Here is a 17,813-nt window from a genome sequence, read left to right as displayed (position 1 = left end):
CAAATATAAAAAATAAGACTTTATTAGTATAGTCTTTAAGTCATTAAATAAACTTTTAAAGCAAAAAAAGAGTGACTTTTTAAGGTCACTCTTTTAAATATCTAAAAAATGTAATTATTACATTCCTTCCATTAACTCATATCCTTCTGGAGGCGTCATAGAAAACTTATCGTCTGCAACAGTTTCTTTTTTAACTTCTGTTACTTCATAAGTCATTGACATATCCATACCAGCTTGATTTACATTAATATTCATTAATAATGGAAATCCTTTAAAGTCCTCTCCAAACTCTACAGTCTGTTGGTTTGCAGCAACAATAGCTTCAGTAGTATAAACATCCATTTTCATGTCAACACCATCTTGATTCATTACAACGTTATACTCTTGACACTCGTAACCTAAGATAGTCTTAGTTTCGTCACCTTTAGTGATTTTAACATCAGACTTATCAGGAGATTCTGCTATATCAGTTAACGAATACATTTTACCCATCATTGGGTTATTAAGTAAAGTTAACATCTTTTTAGATTGTGTATCAATAATAGAAACTGTTTCTCCAGACATTGGATTGTTAGTTTCTGATCTTGTTTTGTCTGCTTTAAAATAAGTAACAATAGCAATATCGCCAATCATAGCAAACTGCTCATTCATTTGTTCATTACTGCTTGACATTGTCATTTTAGAAGACACTACACCTTCTGTAATCTGCTCTTGAGCAACCATAGACAAACTAAAAGTTGCCACTAATAAGAATACTAATTTTTTCATTTTTGTAAAATTTGTTAAGGTTAATTAAAATTTATGTTGTTTTTACTTATTATAGGCAATTACCTTGCCATAACAAATTTTACAACTGGTACTAAAAATTAAAGTTCTAATAATCCGTTTGTTGCAGATACACCTTTTGCACTTTCTTGCATGTGTGCTTTTTCTGCATCACTAAGGTTTATCTCTACAATTTTTTCGATTCCATTACGACCTAAAATTACTGGAACACCAATACATAAGTCTTTTAATCCGTATTCTCCATCTAATAATACAGAACATGGGAACATTTTTTTCTGGTCACAAGCAATAGCCTGAACTAATCCGCTTACTGCTGCTCCTGGCGCATACCAAGCCGAAGTCCCTAATAATTTAGTTAAAGTTGCTCCTCCTACTTTAGTATCCTCTTTTACTTGGTCTAATCTGTCTTCAGATAAAAACTCAGATACTTTTACACTGTTTCTAGTTGCGTGTGCTGTTAATGGAACCATCCCTTTATCAGAGTGTCCACCAATTACCATACCGTCAACATCGCTAATTGGCGCACCTAAAGCTTCTGCTAATCTGTATTTAAAACGTGCAGAATCTAAAGCTCCACCCATTCCGATAATTCTATTTTTTGGTAAACCTGTAGTTTTGTGTACTAAATAAGTCATTGTATCCATTGGATTACTAACAACTATGATTATTGTATCTGGCGAGTTTTTAATTAAACTAGCTGATACTGTTTTAACTATTCCTGCATTAATACCAATTAACTCTTCACGAGTCATCCCTGGTTTTCTAGGAATACCAGAAGTAATAACGCAAATATCACTACCTGCAGTTTGACTATAGTCATTAGTTACACCTGTTATTTTTGTATCAAAACCGTTTAAAGAGGCTGTTTGCATTAAATCCATTGCTTTACCTTCGGCAAAACCTTCTTTAATGTCTAATAAGACAACTTCTGATGCAAAGTTTTTAATGGCAATATATTCTGCACAACTTGCTCCAACTGCTCCTGCTCCAACTACTGTTACTTTCATATGTATTTTGTATTTAAAAAATTAATTGTGTTTGTTTTAAGTTTTACAAAATTAACATTTTAAAATTACTTTTTATTAAGAAAATAATAATTCTAGAACATGAAATTAATTCCAAGAGATGCTGTGTCAAAATCTGATAAGGTATAAGATGCATTTATGCCAAAAAATCCTGCCTTCACATTTGCACCAAGTGTGGCTGTCACTCCGTTTGTTTTAGAGTCTACTGAAAAAGGATCAACAATTTCTTCTGAAAATAAAATACCATCAGACACTCTGTATGTACCCAATAAATCCGTTTCTGATGTTGCACTTAAGTAACCTACTGCACCATAAAAGTTTAAAACCTTAAAATTTGTTCCTGCTATTAACTGAAACAATAAACTGTTAACATTGGTTTGTACTTGTTGATTTTCGCCATCCACTACTTCAGTATTTGTAAAATCATAATTTGCGTCTAAATGTGTGTACGATACTAAACCTGATATGGCTAACGGAAAATTACTGTCTTCTGGTAACCAGGTGGTAAATTCTTGCTGTATACCAACACCATACAATCCTATCTTAACGTCTTCAGTTTCTACTTTTGGAAAAAAACGACCTTTAATTTGTGTCCCTTCAAACAATGCAAAACTACCTTGCAAAAAAGCTGTTGGAATTAAATCTACATTTGATGATCCAATTCCTGTTGGTAAAGTCAATTCTACTTCTTGATTACCAAATATTGGATCTTGATAAGTTACCAAAACAGTAACCTCTGGATCATTATGGCCTAATGCTGTCGCTACATTTTTTGAAGGACTATTGTCTGGAAATCTAATGTTGTCAAAATCAGAAACATTTAAATTAAAACTTTTATTTTCATCTTTAATAAAAGAAGTATTACCAACAATAGACAATTCAAAACTATACTTTTTAGGGGTTTTTGCATTGTTAAACCAACCCGAACTTATACCATAAGCCAATCCATTTGTGGCTGGTAATAAATAGCTTTCAGAGAAGGTTTTTGCATCATTAACACCTGCTGCTAACAAATCGTTTAAATTTTGCTGAGCGACATTGCTTTGAGAAAAAAGTATTAAACTTATTACTGTAAGTAGTTTTTTCATTTTAAAAATTTTTAATTATACTATATTTTACGATAATTTTGATGAAATGGTTTTAAATAAAATTATAATTTAAACCAATAACAATGTTAGAGTAAGCGCCAAAGGTCAACATTGTATTTATTGAAAAATTATTTAAGTTGTAGTTAACAGACAAATCTGATTTAAAATTTGTTTTACTTTTACTTAACGTTTTTAAACCTGTATTAAGTATATCTAGCAGCAAATCCCCTTCTCCTCCTACTTTATAATCAAAATTTGATGTTGTCAAACCCAAGCCTAGTGAGACGTCAAAATTGCTAAAGGTTTTAGATGAAATAAGATTAAATCCATACGATTGACCATCCACTTTTATTGCGTTAATTTTACCTATTATTAAATCTGCTTCGTTAAAATCCTCGTCAACAGAATAATTAGAATACGTTCCTAAAAAAGCAAAATTATAAGTGCTGTTTTTAATTCCGTTAAACCACTGATTTAGATTATGCATTACTCCAAAACCTAACGATTTATATACAGAGCTATTAATTTTAATACTTGGAGCTAACCTGACAATTACATTTGTTTTTTTCCATAAACCAATACTTGCTTGGACTTGACCATGCTGTACTGTATTGGCATTTATACCTTCTGGTGCGTCAAATTCAAAAACCTCATCATTTATTGAGCCTTCTAAAACCACAGTATTATCTCCTCCTAAAGCGGATGGTATTAGTGACGAAGTAGCACTACCCTGAATTGCAATATTTTGAAGTTGTGCTTGGTTTACTAAAAACGTTTTTTGATTATCCGGAATTAGTAACATGTTATATTGAATAGATAACTCTACATCAAATTTATTTTTTGGTTTAACACTAGTATACCATCCTCCAGAAGCCTGAAATACTGATGCATTGGCTGCTGGAGTGATGTATTGATCTGTTAAAAAAATTAAATCTTCGGCTACAGCTTTGACATCTTCAAATTGAGAATAAGCCGAGTTACAAAATACAATTGCAACAATAAATAAAAGCTTTTGCTTTAACATGTTTAAGTTACTTTTAGTTTAGATTTGGGCATAAAAAAAGGAAACATTTAAAAAAATGTTTCCTTTGCAATATAAAATTATATTTATTATTTAAGCATCGATGTTTGCGTAAATAGCATTTCTCTCAATAAAATCACGACGTGGTGGCACCTCGTCTCCCATTAACATAGAAAATACACGATCAGCCTCAACACCATTATCGATTTGGATTTGACGTAGCGTTCTAAATTCAGGATTCATTGTTGTATCCCAAAGTTGTTCTGCATTCATCTCTCCAAGACCTTTATAACGTTGGATTTTTGCTGACTCTCCAAAATCTTTCATAATAGCAACACGCTCTTCATCTGACCAAGCATATTGTTTTTTAGCTCCTTTTTTAACTAAATATAAAGGCGGAGTTGCAATGTAAATGTGTCCATTTTCAATTAACTCTTTCATAAATCTAAAGAAGAACGTTAAAATAAGTGTTTCAATGTGCGAACCATCAATATCGGCATCACACATGATTACTATTTTGTGGTATCTTAATTTAGAAAGGTTTAATGCCTTACTATCTTCTTCGGTACCTATAGTGACACCTAAAGCTGTAAAGATATTTTTAATCTCTTCGTTTTCAAACACCTTATGTGTCATTGCTTTTTCTACGTTCAAAATCTTACCACGTAATGGTAAAATGGCTTGAAATGCACGATCACGACCTTGTTTTGCAGTTCCACCTGCCGAATCTCCCTCGACTAAGTAAACCTCACACTTTGATGGGTCTTGCTCTGAGCAATCCGATAATTTTCCAGGTAAACCACCTATACTCATTACTGTTTTACGCTGTACCATTTCACGCGCTTTTTGAGCTGCATGTCTAGCTTGGGCTGCAAGAATTACTTTTTGAACAATGATTTTAGCATCATCTGGATGTTCTTCTAAATAATCAGATAACATTTCTGATACTGCCTGACTTACAGATGCAGATACTTCACGGTTACCTAATTTAGTTTTAGTTTGTCCTTCAAATTGTGGCTCTTGTACTTTTACAGATACAATTGCTGTAAGACCTTCACGGAAGTCATCTCCTGCGATATCAAACTTTAACTTGTCTAACATTCCAGACTCGTCAGCATACTTTTTAAGTGTATGCGTTAATCCACGTCTAAAACCTGAAAGGTGCGTACCACCTTCATGTGTATTAATATTATTTACATAAGAGTGTAAGTTTTCTGCATAACTAGTATTATATACCATTGCAACCTCAACAGGTACTCCATTTTTTTCTCCTTCAAAAGAAATCACATCTTTCATTAAAGGCTCTCTGTTTCCGTCTAAAAACTTGATAAACTCTTTAAGACCTTCTTCACTATGAAATGTTTCTCCTTCAAAAGAACCATCTTCTTTAGTAAATCTTTTGTCTACTAAATGGATTGTAATTCCTTTGTTTAAGTATGCCAATTCACGCATTCTACTTGCTAATGTATCGTAATTATACTCTAGCGTTTGTGTAAAAATTGTCGAATCTGGTTTAAAAGTTACAGTTGTACCTCTTTTATCTGTATCACCAATTGCCTTTACAGGATATAAAGATTTACCTCTTTCATATTCTTGTTCCCATATTTTACCGTCTCTATAAACGGTTGCTGTTAGGTGCTCTGATAATGCGTTAACACAACTTACACCAACACCGTGAAGTCCTCCAGAAACCTTATAAGAATCTTTATCAAACTTACCTCCTGCACCAATTTTAGTCATTACAACCTCTAATGCAGAAATACCTTCTTTTTTGTGAAGATCTACAGGAATACCACGACCATCATCTTCTGTAGTGATTGAGTTATCCTCGTTAATTGTTACTGTGATATTATCACAATGACCAGCTAAAGCTTCGTCAATCGAGTTATCTACAACCTCATATACTAAATGGTGTAAACCACGCACACCAACATCTCCAATATACATGGAAGGACGCATACGTACATGCTCCATTCCTTCTAGCGCTTGGATACTATCAGCAGAATAATTGTGTTTGTTAAACTCTTCCTTTTTTTCGCTCATATTTATATTATTTATGATCTATTTCTGTTATTAAGGCATAAAAAAAGATGCGATTAGGCATCCTTTTGAATACAAACAAATATACACAATTAAAAACGTTTTTCAAGTGTATTTAAGCGTTGCCCTTAAAAATTATTAACATTTGTTAATTATTAAAAAAGTGTCTTAAAAGGCTTAAAAACCACTTTAAAATAGATTTTGACAATCTTAATTGTTTTTTTTAAGACCAAAAAACACAAAACCTCGCATTTGCGAGGTTTTGAAGCTATTAATATATATACTTTATGCTAATTTTTGTTTAATTAAGATGTAGCATAAGACTTATCATGGACGTTTGCTATTGCACGACCACTTGGCTCATTCATGTTTTTAAAAGCCTCATCCCACTCTAATGCAGTTGCTGTACTACACGCTACACTTGCTTCTTGAGGTACACTTTTTGCTGCTGCATCACTCGGGAAGTGCTCTTCAAAAATAGAACGATAGTAAAACTCTTCTTTGTTTTGTGGTGTTTGTATTGGAAAACGGAATTTAGCATTAGCCATTTGATCATCTGTGACTGCTTCATTAACCACTTCTTTAAGTGTGTCAATCCAACTGTAACCAACACCATCGCTAAATTGTTCTTTTTGTCTCCAAGCTACACTTTCTGGTAACATATCCTCAAAAGCCTTACGTACTACCCATTTTTCCATACGTTCTCCATTAATCATTTTATCTTGAGGGTTGATGCGCATCGCTACATCCATAAACTCTTTATCCAAAAATGGTACACGTCCTTCAATTCCCCAAGCTGCTAAACTTTTGTTTGCTCTTAAACAATCGTACATGTGTAATTTATCTAGCTTACGCACTGTTTCTTCATGAAATTCTTTTGCATTTGGTGCTTTATGAAAGTATAAATAACCTCCAAAAATTTCATCTGCACCTTCTCCAGATAATACCATTTTAATTCCCATAGATTTAATAACTCTAGCCATTAGATACATAGGTGTTGACGATCTTATGGTTGTTATATCATAGGTTTCTATGTTATAAATTACATCTTTAATAGCATCTAAACCTTCTTGGATTGTAAATTTAATTTCATGGTGTACAGTACCAATATGGTCTGCTACTTTTTGTGCTGCAACTAAATCTGGCGAGCCTTCTAACCCAACAGAGAAGCTGTGCAATTGCGGATACCAAGCATCTGACTGATCATCTGACTCTATACGTTTTTGCGCATATTTTTTTGCAATTGCAGAAGTTACCGAACTATCTAATCCTCCTGAAAGTAAAACACCATAAGGTACATCACTCATTAACTGTCTGTGAACTGCTGCTTCTAAAGCTTCTTTAACTTCAGTAATACTAGTTTCGTTATCTTTTACAGCCTCATAATCACTCCAATCTCTATTATACCATTTTACAAATTCACCATCTTTACTTGACATATAATGTCCTGGAGGAAACAATTCAATTTTGGTACATACACCTTCTAAAGCCTTAAGCTCTGAGGCTACATAAAATGTTCCGTTTTGATCCCAACCAATGTATAATGGGATAATTCCCATGTGGTCACGTGCTATAAAATATTCATCTTTTTCTACATCATAAATTGCAAATCCAAAAATTCCGTTCATTTCATCTACAAAATCAACACCTTTTTCTTGGTACAATGCTAGGATTACTTCACAGTCACTTTGCGTTTGGAAATCATATTTGCCTTCAAATTGCTTACGCAAATCTCTGTGATTGTATATTTCGCCATTTGCTGCTAAAACCAATTTGTTATCAGGACTAAACAATGGTTGTTTTCCTGAAGCAGGATCAACAATTGCTAAACGTTCATGCGCTAAAATAGCTTTATCATCACTATAAATACCTGACCAATCTGGTCCACGATGACGAATAGTTTTAGACATTTCTAACACTTGAGGTCTTAAATCTTCACTTTTTTGTTTTAGGTCGAAAGCACATACAATTCCACACATAATTTTATATTTTAAATTCTTTAATTCTAATTGATGAAGCAAATATTAGCTTTATGTTTCATAATTAAAACACTAAACACATTAATGCTTACATTTTTATATCATTAAATAATATTATGTTACAATATGTCACTTTTTAGTTAGTTAAAAGTATTCTTAACTTTACAATCTGATAGTTAACCCCAAACCACAATGAGATTATTTGTTCTTTTATTTATTTTATTTAGCTTAAACATAACTGCTCAAGCTACTTGGCAACCTTTACCTAATATTACTTCTAACCCTAACAATCAACGTTTTGATGACGTGTTTTTTTTAAATGATAATTTAGGTTGGGCTGCAAATGGCTTTTATGCGTCTGTATACAAAACTACAGATGGTGGTATAACATGGTCAGAACAACTAAATCAAACGGATTTAGGTAGTAGTCATTATTTTAGAAATATTGAATTTTTAAATGAAGACGTAGGCTTTTTAGGCACTTTAAATGGTCTTTTTTACAAAACTACAGATGGTGGTATAACATGGACAACTATAACTAATATAACACCAAATCCAGTTGCTATTTGCGGATTAGATACTGTTGGAACCTCAACAATTTATGGTTGTGGCGCTTACTTTAGTCCAGCTTTTATAATTAAATCTTCAGATAGTGGTAATAATTGGACATCTATAGACATGTCTGCGTATGCTGATGCTTTAGTAGAAATTTATTTTGAAACTGAAACTATTGGTTATGCTTCTGGAAAAAGTGCAACAGGAGGCATCATTTTAAAAACTATAGATGGCGGAACTTCCTGGACTGAAATATATAACTCCAATATTATTGGAGATTACGTTTGGAAAATACAAGTATTAGAAAACAACCCTAATATTATTTTTGGAGCTGTAGAGTCTACAGCAACCACATTAGGACAATTTATAAAGTCTATTGATGGAGGTTTAACATGGTTTAGTACTAACGCACCAGAAACCCATTTACAGGCAGTTGGATTTACATCCGAAACCCATGGATGGATTGGAGGACACAGCACAGGTTTTTACGAAACCACAGATGGAGGACTAACTTGGACCAACTTAAACATTGGTAATAATTTAAACCGAATATTTGTTACCTCATCAGGTCAAGCTTACGCATCAGGTACTACTATTTACAAATACACAGACCAAACTTTAAATACTGAAGATTTCTCTATACCAGCAAAATCGCCACTACAGGTTACATTACTAAAAAATCCAGTTGAAAACAATCTTGAATTTTCAATAGATTTTAAAAGTGATGATAATTTATTAATCGAGCTTTATGACGCTAACGGTAAATTTGTTAAACAACTTTCTAGAGAAATAATTAAAACTAATGGTACCCAAAAACAGTATAAATTTCCGGTTACAGACTTAGCAACTGGAATCTATTTCTTAGATTTTCATAATAATAGTGGACGTCAAACAGTTAAGTTTATAAAACAATAGTTACACTTTTACATGTCCCCAATTTTCACCAGTTTTAATACGATGTAATTGCATTTCAGAAACGCCAAATTGTCGCGCTAAAATCTTTAATCTAGTACGTCTATTTGGATCAAAAAGACGCTTTTTAAGTCTAATCACCTCTGTTTCGGTTAATTTAGAGGACGTTATCACTTTTTTTCTAGTAAGATAATGCGGATTTTTAAATTGATGGATTTCCTTTTCACGTTTAGTTGCCCATTTTAAATTTTCGACTGCATTATTACTTTTATCGTAATCTAAGTGGATCACAAATTTTGCGTCTTCTGGTTTATCTAAATGATGTTGTGCAACTAATTTGTGAATATATCTTGCTGTACGCTTGCCATCTTTTTTTATAACAGGAACTGTACTATACCCATTAATAGGGTATTGGTTTTCTATCAAAACATCTACTCCATCTTCAACTTTACTAAGTCGTCCATGGTTTGATATTTTAAAAGACATATTTTCAGAAACATTGTCATCAAATTGGACAGGCTTCCATTTTTCATTGTAAAAATTTCTAATCATAATGTTAAGTTTATAAGGATTACTTACGCTATGATTAATAGCTATAGTTGCAAAATACAACTATTTTACGGAATATTAAGATACTTGTGTGTTTGTAGCGACACTTTCCATTTAGGATTAGCCATAACATAATCTACAATCATTGGTATCATTGTATCACGTTTACTCCATTCTGGTTGTAAATATAAAATACAATCTCCATTAACTTTAGCTGCTTGCGCTTCCGCAAACTTAAAGTCATCTTTATTATAGATAATACATTTTAACTCATGTGCCTTATCATAAACACCTTGAGTAGGCAGTTTCATTTTTTTGGAGACAAGCAAATCCAATCCCATTGACCAGTTAACTCGTAAGCTCCTGAGGTTTCAATATGGATTTTACAACCTTCAGCCTTAAGCTTATCGGTTAATGCTGTCATATCCCAAGTTAATGGTTCTCCTCCTGTTACTACTACAGTATCGCTATACTTTTTAGCATTGGCAACTATTACATCTGTACTAGTTGGAGGATGTAAATCTGCATTCCAACTTTCTTTAACATCACACCAATGACAACCAACATCACAACCACCAATTCTTATAAAATAAGCAGCAGTTCCTTTATGGAAACCTTCACCTTGGATGGTGTAAAACTCTTCCATTAAAGGCAACATTAATCCTTTGTTAACTAAATCTTGTGTCTCTTGCTTCATAGCTTGCAAATATAATCTTATCTAATGGAAAATTTAAGCATTTAAAGTTGAAAGTTTTCAATGATTTACGCTAAGATTAGTATTTTTACATCAAATATTTTTAGAATGAGTAGACAAGACGAATTTTTTAATCATATCACAGAAGGAAACACCTGTAAAGGCGACTACATTACGTTAGGTTCGGCAATGTTAGATGGTCAAACTATAAAAGATGCTTTTGTAAACGTACCATTAAAAACTATGAATAGACATGGTTTGATAGCTGGTGCAACTGGAACTGGTAAAACTAAAACGTTACAAGTGTTGGCAGAAAACCTTAGTGATAAAGGGATTCCGGTCTTACTTATGGATATTAAAGGAGATTTAAGTGGTATCGCACAACCTAGTCCTGGACATGCTAAAATTGACGAACGTCATGCAAAAATAGGTTTACCCTTTGACGCTAAAGGATTTCCTGTTGAAATCATGAGTTTATCCGAACAAAATGGTGTAAGATTACGTGCAACTGTTAGCGAGTTTGGTCCTGTATTACTATCTAGAATTTTGGATCTTACAGACACACAATCTGGCGTTGTAGCAGTTATTTTTAAATATTGTGACGACAACAAACTACCCTTATTAGATTTAAAAGATTTTAAAAAAATATTACAATATTGCACTAATGAAGGTAAAGCAGAATTTCAGGACGAGTATGGTCGTATCTCTTCTGCATCAACAGGAGCGATTTTAAGAAAAGTTATCGAAATTGAGCAACAAGGAGGTGATTTATTTTTTGGCGAAAAAAGCTTTGAAGTCGAAGATTTATTACGCACCACTAGAGATGGTCGTGGTTACATAAACATTATTAGACTTACAGACATACAAGACAGACCAAAATTATTCTCGACATTTATGTTAAGTTTATTGGCCGAAATATATGAGACTTTACCAGAACAAGGTGACTCTGGAAAACCAGAATTAATCATGTTTATTGATGAAGCGCATTTGATATTTAATGAAGCTTCAAAAGCCTTATTAAATCAAATAGAAAGCATTGTTAAACTAATACGTAGTAAAGGTGTTGGTTTATACTTTGTAACACAAAACCCAACAGATGTACCAGAAGGTGTTTTAAGTCAATTAGGGTTAAAAATCCAACATGCTTTGCGTGCCTTTACAGCAAAAGACAGAAAAGCCATTAAGCTAACAGCACAAAACTATCCAGATACTGAATACTATGATACAGCAGATGTATTAACGTCATTAGGTACTGGAGAAGCGTTAGTGTCTGCTTTAGATGAAAAAGGAAGACCAACACCATTAGCTGCCACAATGATGCGTGCACCAATGAGTAGAATGGATGTGTTAACAGACGTAGAGTTGCAAAACTTATTGGACGACTCCAAGTTGGTTTTAAAATATAACGAAACCATAGATCGTGAAAGCGCGTATGAGCTTTTAAACAAAAAAATAGAAGCTGCTGAAGCCTTACAACTTGAAGAAGACAAAAAAGCTGAAAAAGAAAAAGCTGAAAAACAATCTAGATCAACAACCACTAGAAGACGTAGCACTGCACAAAACCCAATTATCAAAGTATTAACAAGTGCTACATTTATTAGAAGCGTTTTTGGAATTTTAAAACGCGTGATGAAATAATCACTTTTATAAAAAAGAATTTAGAAACAAAATAATTTCGCTTAAGCGGAAACAAAACCAATATAACCTCAATGAAAAAAACAATAGTAACCTTAGGTCTTTTAGCTGTGCTAGTAACGTCATGTAACAAAGCTGCAGATCCATATTTAGTACAAAACCAAAATATTGGATTATTAACAGACTCAACCCAAGTCAAGGATTTAAAAACTATCTTTATCAACGACTCAGTAATAAGTCCAATTGCTGGAGACGAGTTTACAGGTGCTTTAAATACTATTGAAATTTACGAAAAAGGAGGTAAACACCTATTAAGCATAACACCAAAACAAGCATTAGACTCTACTGCTACAATCTCTAGCATCAAGATAAAAGACTCGAGATTTAAAACAGACAAAGGGATAACTAGCAATAGTACTTTTGGAGATATTAAAGCAAAATATACTATTACAAGCATTCAAAATTCATTTAAAAGTGCTTCCGTTTTTGTTAAAGAAAGCGATGCGTTTTTCTTAATTGATAAAAATGAATTACCATCAGAGTTTAGATTTGATATGAACAAAAAAATAGAGGAAGCAAACATACCAGAAACCGCTAAGATTAAACACTTTATTTTAGGTTGGTAGTTATAATATAAAAGCTAAAATGAATACCAAGAATTTACCTAATGACATTATAAAATGGTGGGAAAGTAAACGATGGCTATTTAACTTACTAAATGCTTTATTTGGTATTATAGGTTTAATAAGTTTTGCTGACTATTTTCAAATAGAAGAAGCTATAGGACTAGTTATCTATATTGTAACAGCAAACGTCTTGTATTCCTCAGGAATGCTTTTAGAAATTGCTGATTTTTATTATTTTAATAACAAATTAGGTGTCAATAAAATTAGACTTTTACTTTTAACATTAGGACTACTATTTTCATGTGGTATAACAATACTTGGCGTGATTATACATTACGCTGCTAATTTTTAATAAAATGAAAGAAAAAAATATAAAATCCAAAACAGCCCATTTGTTGTACCAACAACTGATGGTAAAGTTATTGAAGAGCACTTTGGGTTAGCCACAGATGGTAATAAAGATATTAGTATAGCACATATGATTGCTCCAGCAGGTTGGAGTGAACCTTTTCAAACACCAGCTTTTGATGAGTACACTTATATTATTAAAGGTAAAAAACAGTTTATTATTGATGGAGAAGAAATAATACTTGAAGCTGGACAATCCATTAAAATTGAAAAAAATACACGTGTACAATACTCCAATCCTTTTACAATTGCTTGCGAGTATATTGCTATTTGTACTCCAGCATTTTCAATGGATTTAGTAAACAGAGAAGACTAAAAAAATGAAAAAGAAAATCGCAAAAGTACTTCCTAAAATAATTGGTAACGGTTTAAATGCGGTTAGTTATGTTGCACCTAAATTTGCTAGCGCAAAAGCATTAGACATTTTTGCAACACCTAGACAAGGACGTTTTAAAGACAAACATCAACCGTTTTTAAATACAGCTAACCAATACACTTTAAACTATCAAGACCACACCATACAAACTTACCATTGGGTAGGTACAAAAAAAACCATCTTACTTGCACATGGTTGGGAAAGCAATACTTTTAGATGGAAAAAATTAGTCGAAGCTTTAAAGGATTTAGATTACAATGTGGTGTCCTTAGATGGTCCTGCTCATGGTAAATCTAGTGGTACGCAGTTTAATGCTATTTTGTATTCCGAGTTTTTAAATGTTGTTGCAAAGCACTACAAGGCTAATGTAATTGTTGGACATTCAGTTGGTGGAATGGCATCCGTATTTTTTCAACATAAATACCAAAACGACGCTTTACAAAAAATGATTTTACTTGGCGCACCTTCAGAGTTTACAAATGTTTTTAAAAACTATGTTAACATGTTAGGGTTTAATAAGCGCATTGAAAATGGACTAAATCAACTAGTTTTAGAACGTTTTAATTATATGCCTTCACATTTCTCGGCAGCTAAATTTTCAAAAGAAATTAATTTAGAAGGACTTATCATCCACGATAAAGGTGATAAGATTATACAATATGACGAGGCTGAGCTAATTTCATCTAACTTTAAAAATTCAACATTACTGACTACAGATGGTTTTGGTCATGGATTACGTGATGATAGCGTAAACAAAGCTGTTATTAATTTTATTAAAGCATAATATATTTTGGAAGAAAAATTAACAAGACTTAATAAATACCTTAGCGAAGCTGGTTTTTGCTCGCGTCGTGAAGGTGATAAATTAATTGATGCTGGACGTGTTACAATTAATGGCGTTGTACCAGAAATGGGCACAAAAGTAAGTCCAAGTGATGTTGTTGCTGTCGATGGTGAAATTATTAAAAACAATACTGACAAGCCAATTTACCTTGCTTTTAACAAACCTGTAGGTATTGTATGTACTACAGATACCTCTGTTGAAAAAGACAATATTATAGATTATATAAACTATCCAAAACGTATTTTTCCTATTGGACGTTTAGATAAGTTAAGTGATGGATTAATTTTTATGACAGACGATGGTGATATTGTAAACAAAATTTTACGTGCTAGTAACAATCACGACAAAGAGTATGTTGTGACTGTAGACAAGCCTATATCACAAACCTTTATTAACAGAATGGCAAGTGGTATTTATCTAGAAGATTTAGATCGTACGACTAAAAAATGTTCGGTTAAAAAAATAGACTCGCATACCTTCAGGATTATTTTAACACAAGGTTTAAATAGACAAATTAGACGTATGTGCGAATATTTAACCTATGAAGTGACCTCTTTAAGACGTGTTAGAATCATGAATATTAAATTGGATGTTCCTGTTGGAGAATACAGAGAATTTACAGAAAAAGAACTAAAAACATTGCATTTGCTTTTAGAGGATTCGACCAAGATACACGAAGCTAAAACAGCAAAAGACAGTCCTTCTAGATCTAGTAGACCTGTTAAAGAGGCACCAACTAAAGACAGAGCCAAACCAAAAGATCAACCTAGTAGAGAATCGTTTAAAGGAGAGCGACCTAATCGTGAACGACCAATTAGAAACAGACGCAAAGACCATTAAATTATGAGTACAGTATCACCTTTTCATTTAGCCATTCCTGTTTACAACCTAGAGGAGTGTCGTCTGTTTTACAGAGATGTTTTAAACTGCGAAGAAGGAAGAAGTAGCGACCATTGGGTAGACTTTAACTTTTTTGGTCACCAATTAGTAATTCATTATAAAGAAAAAACAAACGACATTGAAGTTGCTAACCAAGTGGATGGTAAACACGTACCAGTACCACATTTTGGTGTGGTTCTAGATTGGGACGCTTTCGCGGAATTTGAGGCGCATTTAAAAAATAAAAATATTCAGTTTATTATTGAGCCTTATGTTAGATTTGAAGGTTTAGTTGGCGAGCAAAAAACAATGTTTTTTAAAGACCCTTCTGGTAATGCTTTAGAGTTTAAAACATTTAGAGATCAGTCACAGTTGTTTGCAAAGTAACTTTCACTGGGTTTAGTCTAGGCAAACCCAACTAGTATTATAAAATTTAGACCTCACAGATTTTAAAAACCTGTGAAGTCTTTTTTTACACTCATGCTTTCCAAAACTGGCTATAAAAATTGTCAGTTTTTAATAATTTTTGAAGTGATAATCTATTATTGTTAAGTTAACAAAATCTTTTCAGTGGGTAAAACTTAATCTGCTAAACCAGTTTGTTGTAATGGAGTAACTTGTGCCTTACAGCTATAAAAAGTTAAGATAAATAAACCTAAAATTACTATTCTTTTTTATTTTAAGTGATATTCATATATGCTGTTATTGTTCTTATTTAGTATTATAATATTTATTAGACCAAAAAAAGGTAAGTAAATAAGCAAAAACAATGGTAATAAAGCTAATTGGACTACAATTACATAGTTTGGCCAATCACCCAACAAATCTAGTACTGATCCAGAAAGTGGTTTATTATTTAAATAAGAATAGTTAGCATCCAACAGGTAGTTAATTACCATAATTATCAAAACATAAACCTGCAGTACCACAAAAGATTTAAATACACTTTTAAATTTTGGTCGCATTTTTAAGACCACTATAGCATAGGCTATAATTATTAAAAGCCCAAGATGAACAATCCAATACCTTATATAATCATAACTAGGAAATCCTACCTCAATATCTGGAGTAATAACGCCTTGCGATGTACCTACTATGGTCCAAAATAATAAGATTTCGAAGAGTAAAAATCGTCTTGTTAAAGTGAATATAAATATAAACAAAGCCATAAAGCTACATAAAAACAAGGGTAAATCTGTTTGTAAACTGTAACCACCTTGTCCAATTTTATACAAATGAAAAATAGCCATAAAACCAGACACAAAAATACCTAAGCCTTTAAATACTTTAAACTTTAGATGATCTGATTGTGTTTTGATTAGATAAAATAAAAACCAACACAAAATTACAGCCACAACTATTGGCAGAAGATGCTCTAAACTTCCAAACTGAACACGAGATAGTATTTGCATAAAAAAACCTGAAATGATTAATTTCAGGTTTAAAAATAAGTAATTAATTTTTATTAGATTTTCTGTGACGTTCTCTAGCTAATAAAGTATTTTTTAATAACATGGCTATAGTCATTGGTCCTACTCCACCAGGAACAGGTGTGATGTGACTAGCTTTTTTACTAACATTTTCAAAATCAACATCACCAGTTATACGGTAACCTCTTTCTTTAGTGTCGTCAGGTACTCTAGTAATACCTACATCTATAATAACAGCATCATCTTTTACCATTTCTGCTTTTAAAAAGTTTGGTACACCTAACGCAGAAATTATAATGTCTGCTTGACTTGTAATTTGTGTAATATTTTTAGTGTGACTATGTGTTAAGGTTACTGTACTGTTACCAGGAAACCCTTTACGACCCATTAAAATACTCATAGGACGACCAACAATATGAGAACGACCAATAACCACTGTGTGCTTACCTTTAGTGTCTACGTTATATCTATCTAATAGCTCTAAAATACCAAATGGTGTTGCTGGAATAAAGGTAGACATGTCTAATGCCATTTTACCAAAATTCATGGGATGAAACCCATCCACATCCTTATCTGGATGCACAGCCATTAATACTTTTTGTGTATCTATTTGGTCTGGTAATGGTAACTGAATAATAAAGCCATCAATATCAGGATTATTATTAAGCTCGTCAATTTTATCTAACAATTCAACTTCACTGGTTGTATTAGACAATCTAACCATAGTAGATTCAAAACCAACACGCTCACAAGCTCTAACTTTACTTCCTACGTAAGTCAAACTTGCACCATCGTTACCTACAATAACTGCTGCTAAATGAGGAACTTTTTCGCCATTAGCTTTCATCTTGTCGACTTCCGCTTTGATTTCGTTTTTAATATCGTTGCTGACTTTTTTACCGTCTAGAATTGTCATATTTTATAGTTGTGTGTGTTAGTTAATTATATAAAATAAAAAAACATGAG

General features: G+C 32.6%; 17 protein-coding genes and 1 pseudogene. 8 read left to right on the top strand and 10 right to left on the bottom strand.

The annotated features are described in order from the left end of the window. Positions 1 to 117 precede the first annotated feature (117 nt). From AC0L3M_RS15980 to asnB, 6 genes are all read right to left on the bottom strand, one after another. A complete protein-coding gene (locus AC0L3M_RS15980; protein WP_145000837.1) occupies positions 118 to 768 on the bottom strand; it encodes a DUF4412 domain-containing protein in 651 nt (216 codons plus the stop codon). A 98-nt stretch (positions 769 to 866) separates the two neighbouring features. Continuing rightward, entirely contained in the window at positions 867 to 1,793 is a 927-nt protein-coding gene (mdh, locus tag AC0L3M_RS15975; RefSeq protein WP_145000839.1) for a malate dehydrogenase, read from the bottom strand. Between the two features lie 92 nt (positions 1,794 to 1,885). Next, a complete protein-coding gene (locus tag AC0L3M_RS15970; protein WP_473431371.1) occupies positions 1,886 to 2,899 on the bottom strand; it encodes a DUF6588 family protein in 1,014 nt (337 codons plus the stop codon). A gap of 52 nt (positions 2,900 to 2,951) precedes the next feature. Beyond that, a complete protein-coding gene (locus tag AC0L3M_RS15965) occupies positions 2,952 to 3,923 on the bottom strand; it encodes a DUF6588 family protein (RefSeq protein WP_473431370.1) in 972 nt (323 codons plus the stop codon). 90 nt (positions 3,924 to 4,013) lie between these two features. Next, the gene (gene gyrB, locus AC0L3M_RS15960; protein ID WP_145000845.1) at positions 4,014 to 5,963 is read right to left on the bottom strand and encodes a DNA topoisomerase (ATP-hydrolyzing) subunit B; all 1,950 of its coding nucleotides are present in this window, start codon (positions 5,961 to 5,963) and stop codon (positions 4,014 to 4,016) included. A 302-nt stretch (positions 5,964 to 6,265) separates the two neighbouring features. Further along, a complete protein-coding gene (asnB, locus tag AC0L3M_RS15955) occupies positions 6,266 to 7,939 on the bottom strand; it encodes an asparagine synthase B (RefSeq protein WP_473431369.1) in 1,674 nt (557 codons plus the stop codon). Between the two features lie 192 nt (positions 7,940 to 8,131). Between asnB and AC0L3M_RS15950 the strand changes: the two genes are divergently transcribed. Beyond that, the gene (locus tag AC0L3M_RS15950) at positions 8,132 to 9,409 is read left to right on the top strand and encodes a YCF48-related protein (RefSeq protein WP_473431368.1); all 1,278 of its coding nucleotides are present in this window, start codon (positions 8,132 to 8,134) and stop codon (positions 9,407 to 9,409) included. Here the strand turns inward: AC0L3M_RS15950 and AC0L3M_RS15945 are convergent, their stop codons facing one another. Together AC0L3M_RS15945 and AC0L3M_RS15940 are read right to left on the bottom strand one after the other, a co-directional pair. Further along, positions 9,410 to 9,958 carry an HNH endonuclease gene (locus tag AC0L3M_RS15945; RefSeq protein ID WP_473431367.1) on the bottom strand — a complete coding sequence of 183 codons (549 nt, stop codon included), beginning with the start codon at positions 9,956 to 9,958 and terminating at the stop codon, positions 9,410 to 9,412. Positions 9,959 to 10,023: 65 nt separating this feature from the next. Further along, a pseudogene (locus AC0L3M_RS15940) lies at positions 10,024 to 10,652 on the bottom strand (7-carboxy-7-deazaguanine synthase QueE). Positions 10,653 to 10,757: 105 nt separating this feature from the next. On the opposite strand from AC0L3M_RS15940, the gene AC0L3M_RS15935 reads away from it, so the two are divergent. From AC0L3M_RS15935 to AC0L3M_RS15905, 7 genes are all read left to right on the top strand, one after another. Continuing rightward, positions 10,758 to 12,287, top strand: coding sequence for a helicase HerA-like domain-containing protein (locus AC0L3M_RS15935; protein WP_473431366.1), 1,530 nt, complete (start codon positions 10,758 to 10,760; stop codon positions 12,285 to 12,287). A gap of 71 nt (positions 12,288 to 12,358) precedes the next feature. Beyond that, positions 12,359 to 12,910 carry a hypothetical protein gene (locus tag AC0L3M_RS15930; protein ID WP_145000857.1) on the top strand — a complete coding sequence of 184 codons (552 nt, stop codon included), beginning with the start codon at positions 12,359 to 12,361 and terminating at the stop codon, positions 12,908 to 12,910. Between the two features lie 19 nt (positions 12,911 to 12,929). Beyond that, a complete protein-coding gene (locus AC0L3M_RS15925) occupies positions 12,930 to 13,262 on the top strand; it encodes a hypothetical protein (RefSeq protein ID WP_292946339.1) in 333 nt (110 codons plus the stop codon). Positions 13,263 to 13,286: 24 nt separating this feature from the next. After that, positions 13,287 to 13,634 carry a cupin domain-containing protein gene (locus AC0L3M_RS15920; protein ID WP_473432519.1) on the top strand — a complete coding sequence of 116 codons (348 nt, stop codon included), beginning with the start codon at positions 13,287 to 13,289 and terminating at the stop codon, positions 13,632 to 13,634. Positions 13,635 to 13,638: 4 nt separating this feature from the next. Then, entirely contained in the window at positions 13,639 to 14,478 is an 840-nt protein-coding gene (locus tag AC0L3M_RS15915) for an alpha/beta fold hydrolase (RefSeq protein ID WP_473431365.1), read from the top strand. 6 nt (positions 14,479 to 14,484) lie between these two features. Then, positions 14,485 to 15,378, top strand: a complete 894-nt coding sequence (gene rluF / locus AC0L3M_RS15910; RefSeq protein WP_473431364.1) for a 23S rRNA pseudouridine(2604) synthase RluF — start codon at positions 14,485 to 14,487, stop codon at positions 15,376 to 15,378. Between the two features lie 3 nt (positions 15,379 to 15,381). Next, entirely contained in the window at positions 15,382 to 15,804 is a 423-nt protein-coding gene (locus tag AC0L3M_RS15905) for a VOC family protein (RefSeq protein WP_473431363.1), read from the top strand. A 287-nt stretch (positions 15,805 to 16,091) separates the two neighbouring features. On the opposite strand, the gene AC0L3M_RS15900 is transcribed toward AC0L3M_RS15905, so the two are convergent. Both AC0L3M_RS15900 and AC0L3M_RS15895 read right to left on the bottom strand, forming a co-directional pair. Next, positions 16,092 to 16,829 (bottom strand): YwaF family protein, encoded by a 738-nt coding sequence (locus tag AC0L3M_RS15900; RefSeq protein ID WP_473431362.1) that lies wholly within the window; start codon positions 16,827 to 16,829, stop codon positions 16,092 to 16,094. A 43-nt stretch (positions 16,830 to 16,872) separates the two neighbouring features. Then, positions 16,873 to 17,763: a bifunctional 5,10-methylenetetrahydrofolate dehydrogenase/5,10-methenyltetrahydrofolate cyclohydrolase gene (locus tag AC0L3M_RS15895; protein WP_028283907.1), complete on the bottom strand. Its 891-nt coding sequence runs from the start codon at positions 17,761 to 17,763 to the stop codon at positions 16,873 to 16,875. Positions 17,764 to 17,813 lie beyond the last annotated feature (50 nt).

Source organism: Olleya sp. KJ81-1 (assembly GCF_055808135.1).
The sequence above is the reverse complement of the archived record's forward strand: the minus strand, read 5'-3'. Positions and strand labels throughout refer to the sequence as shown.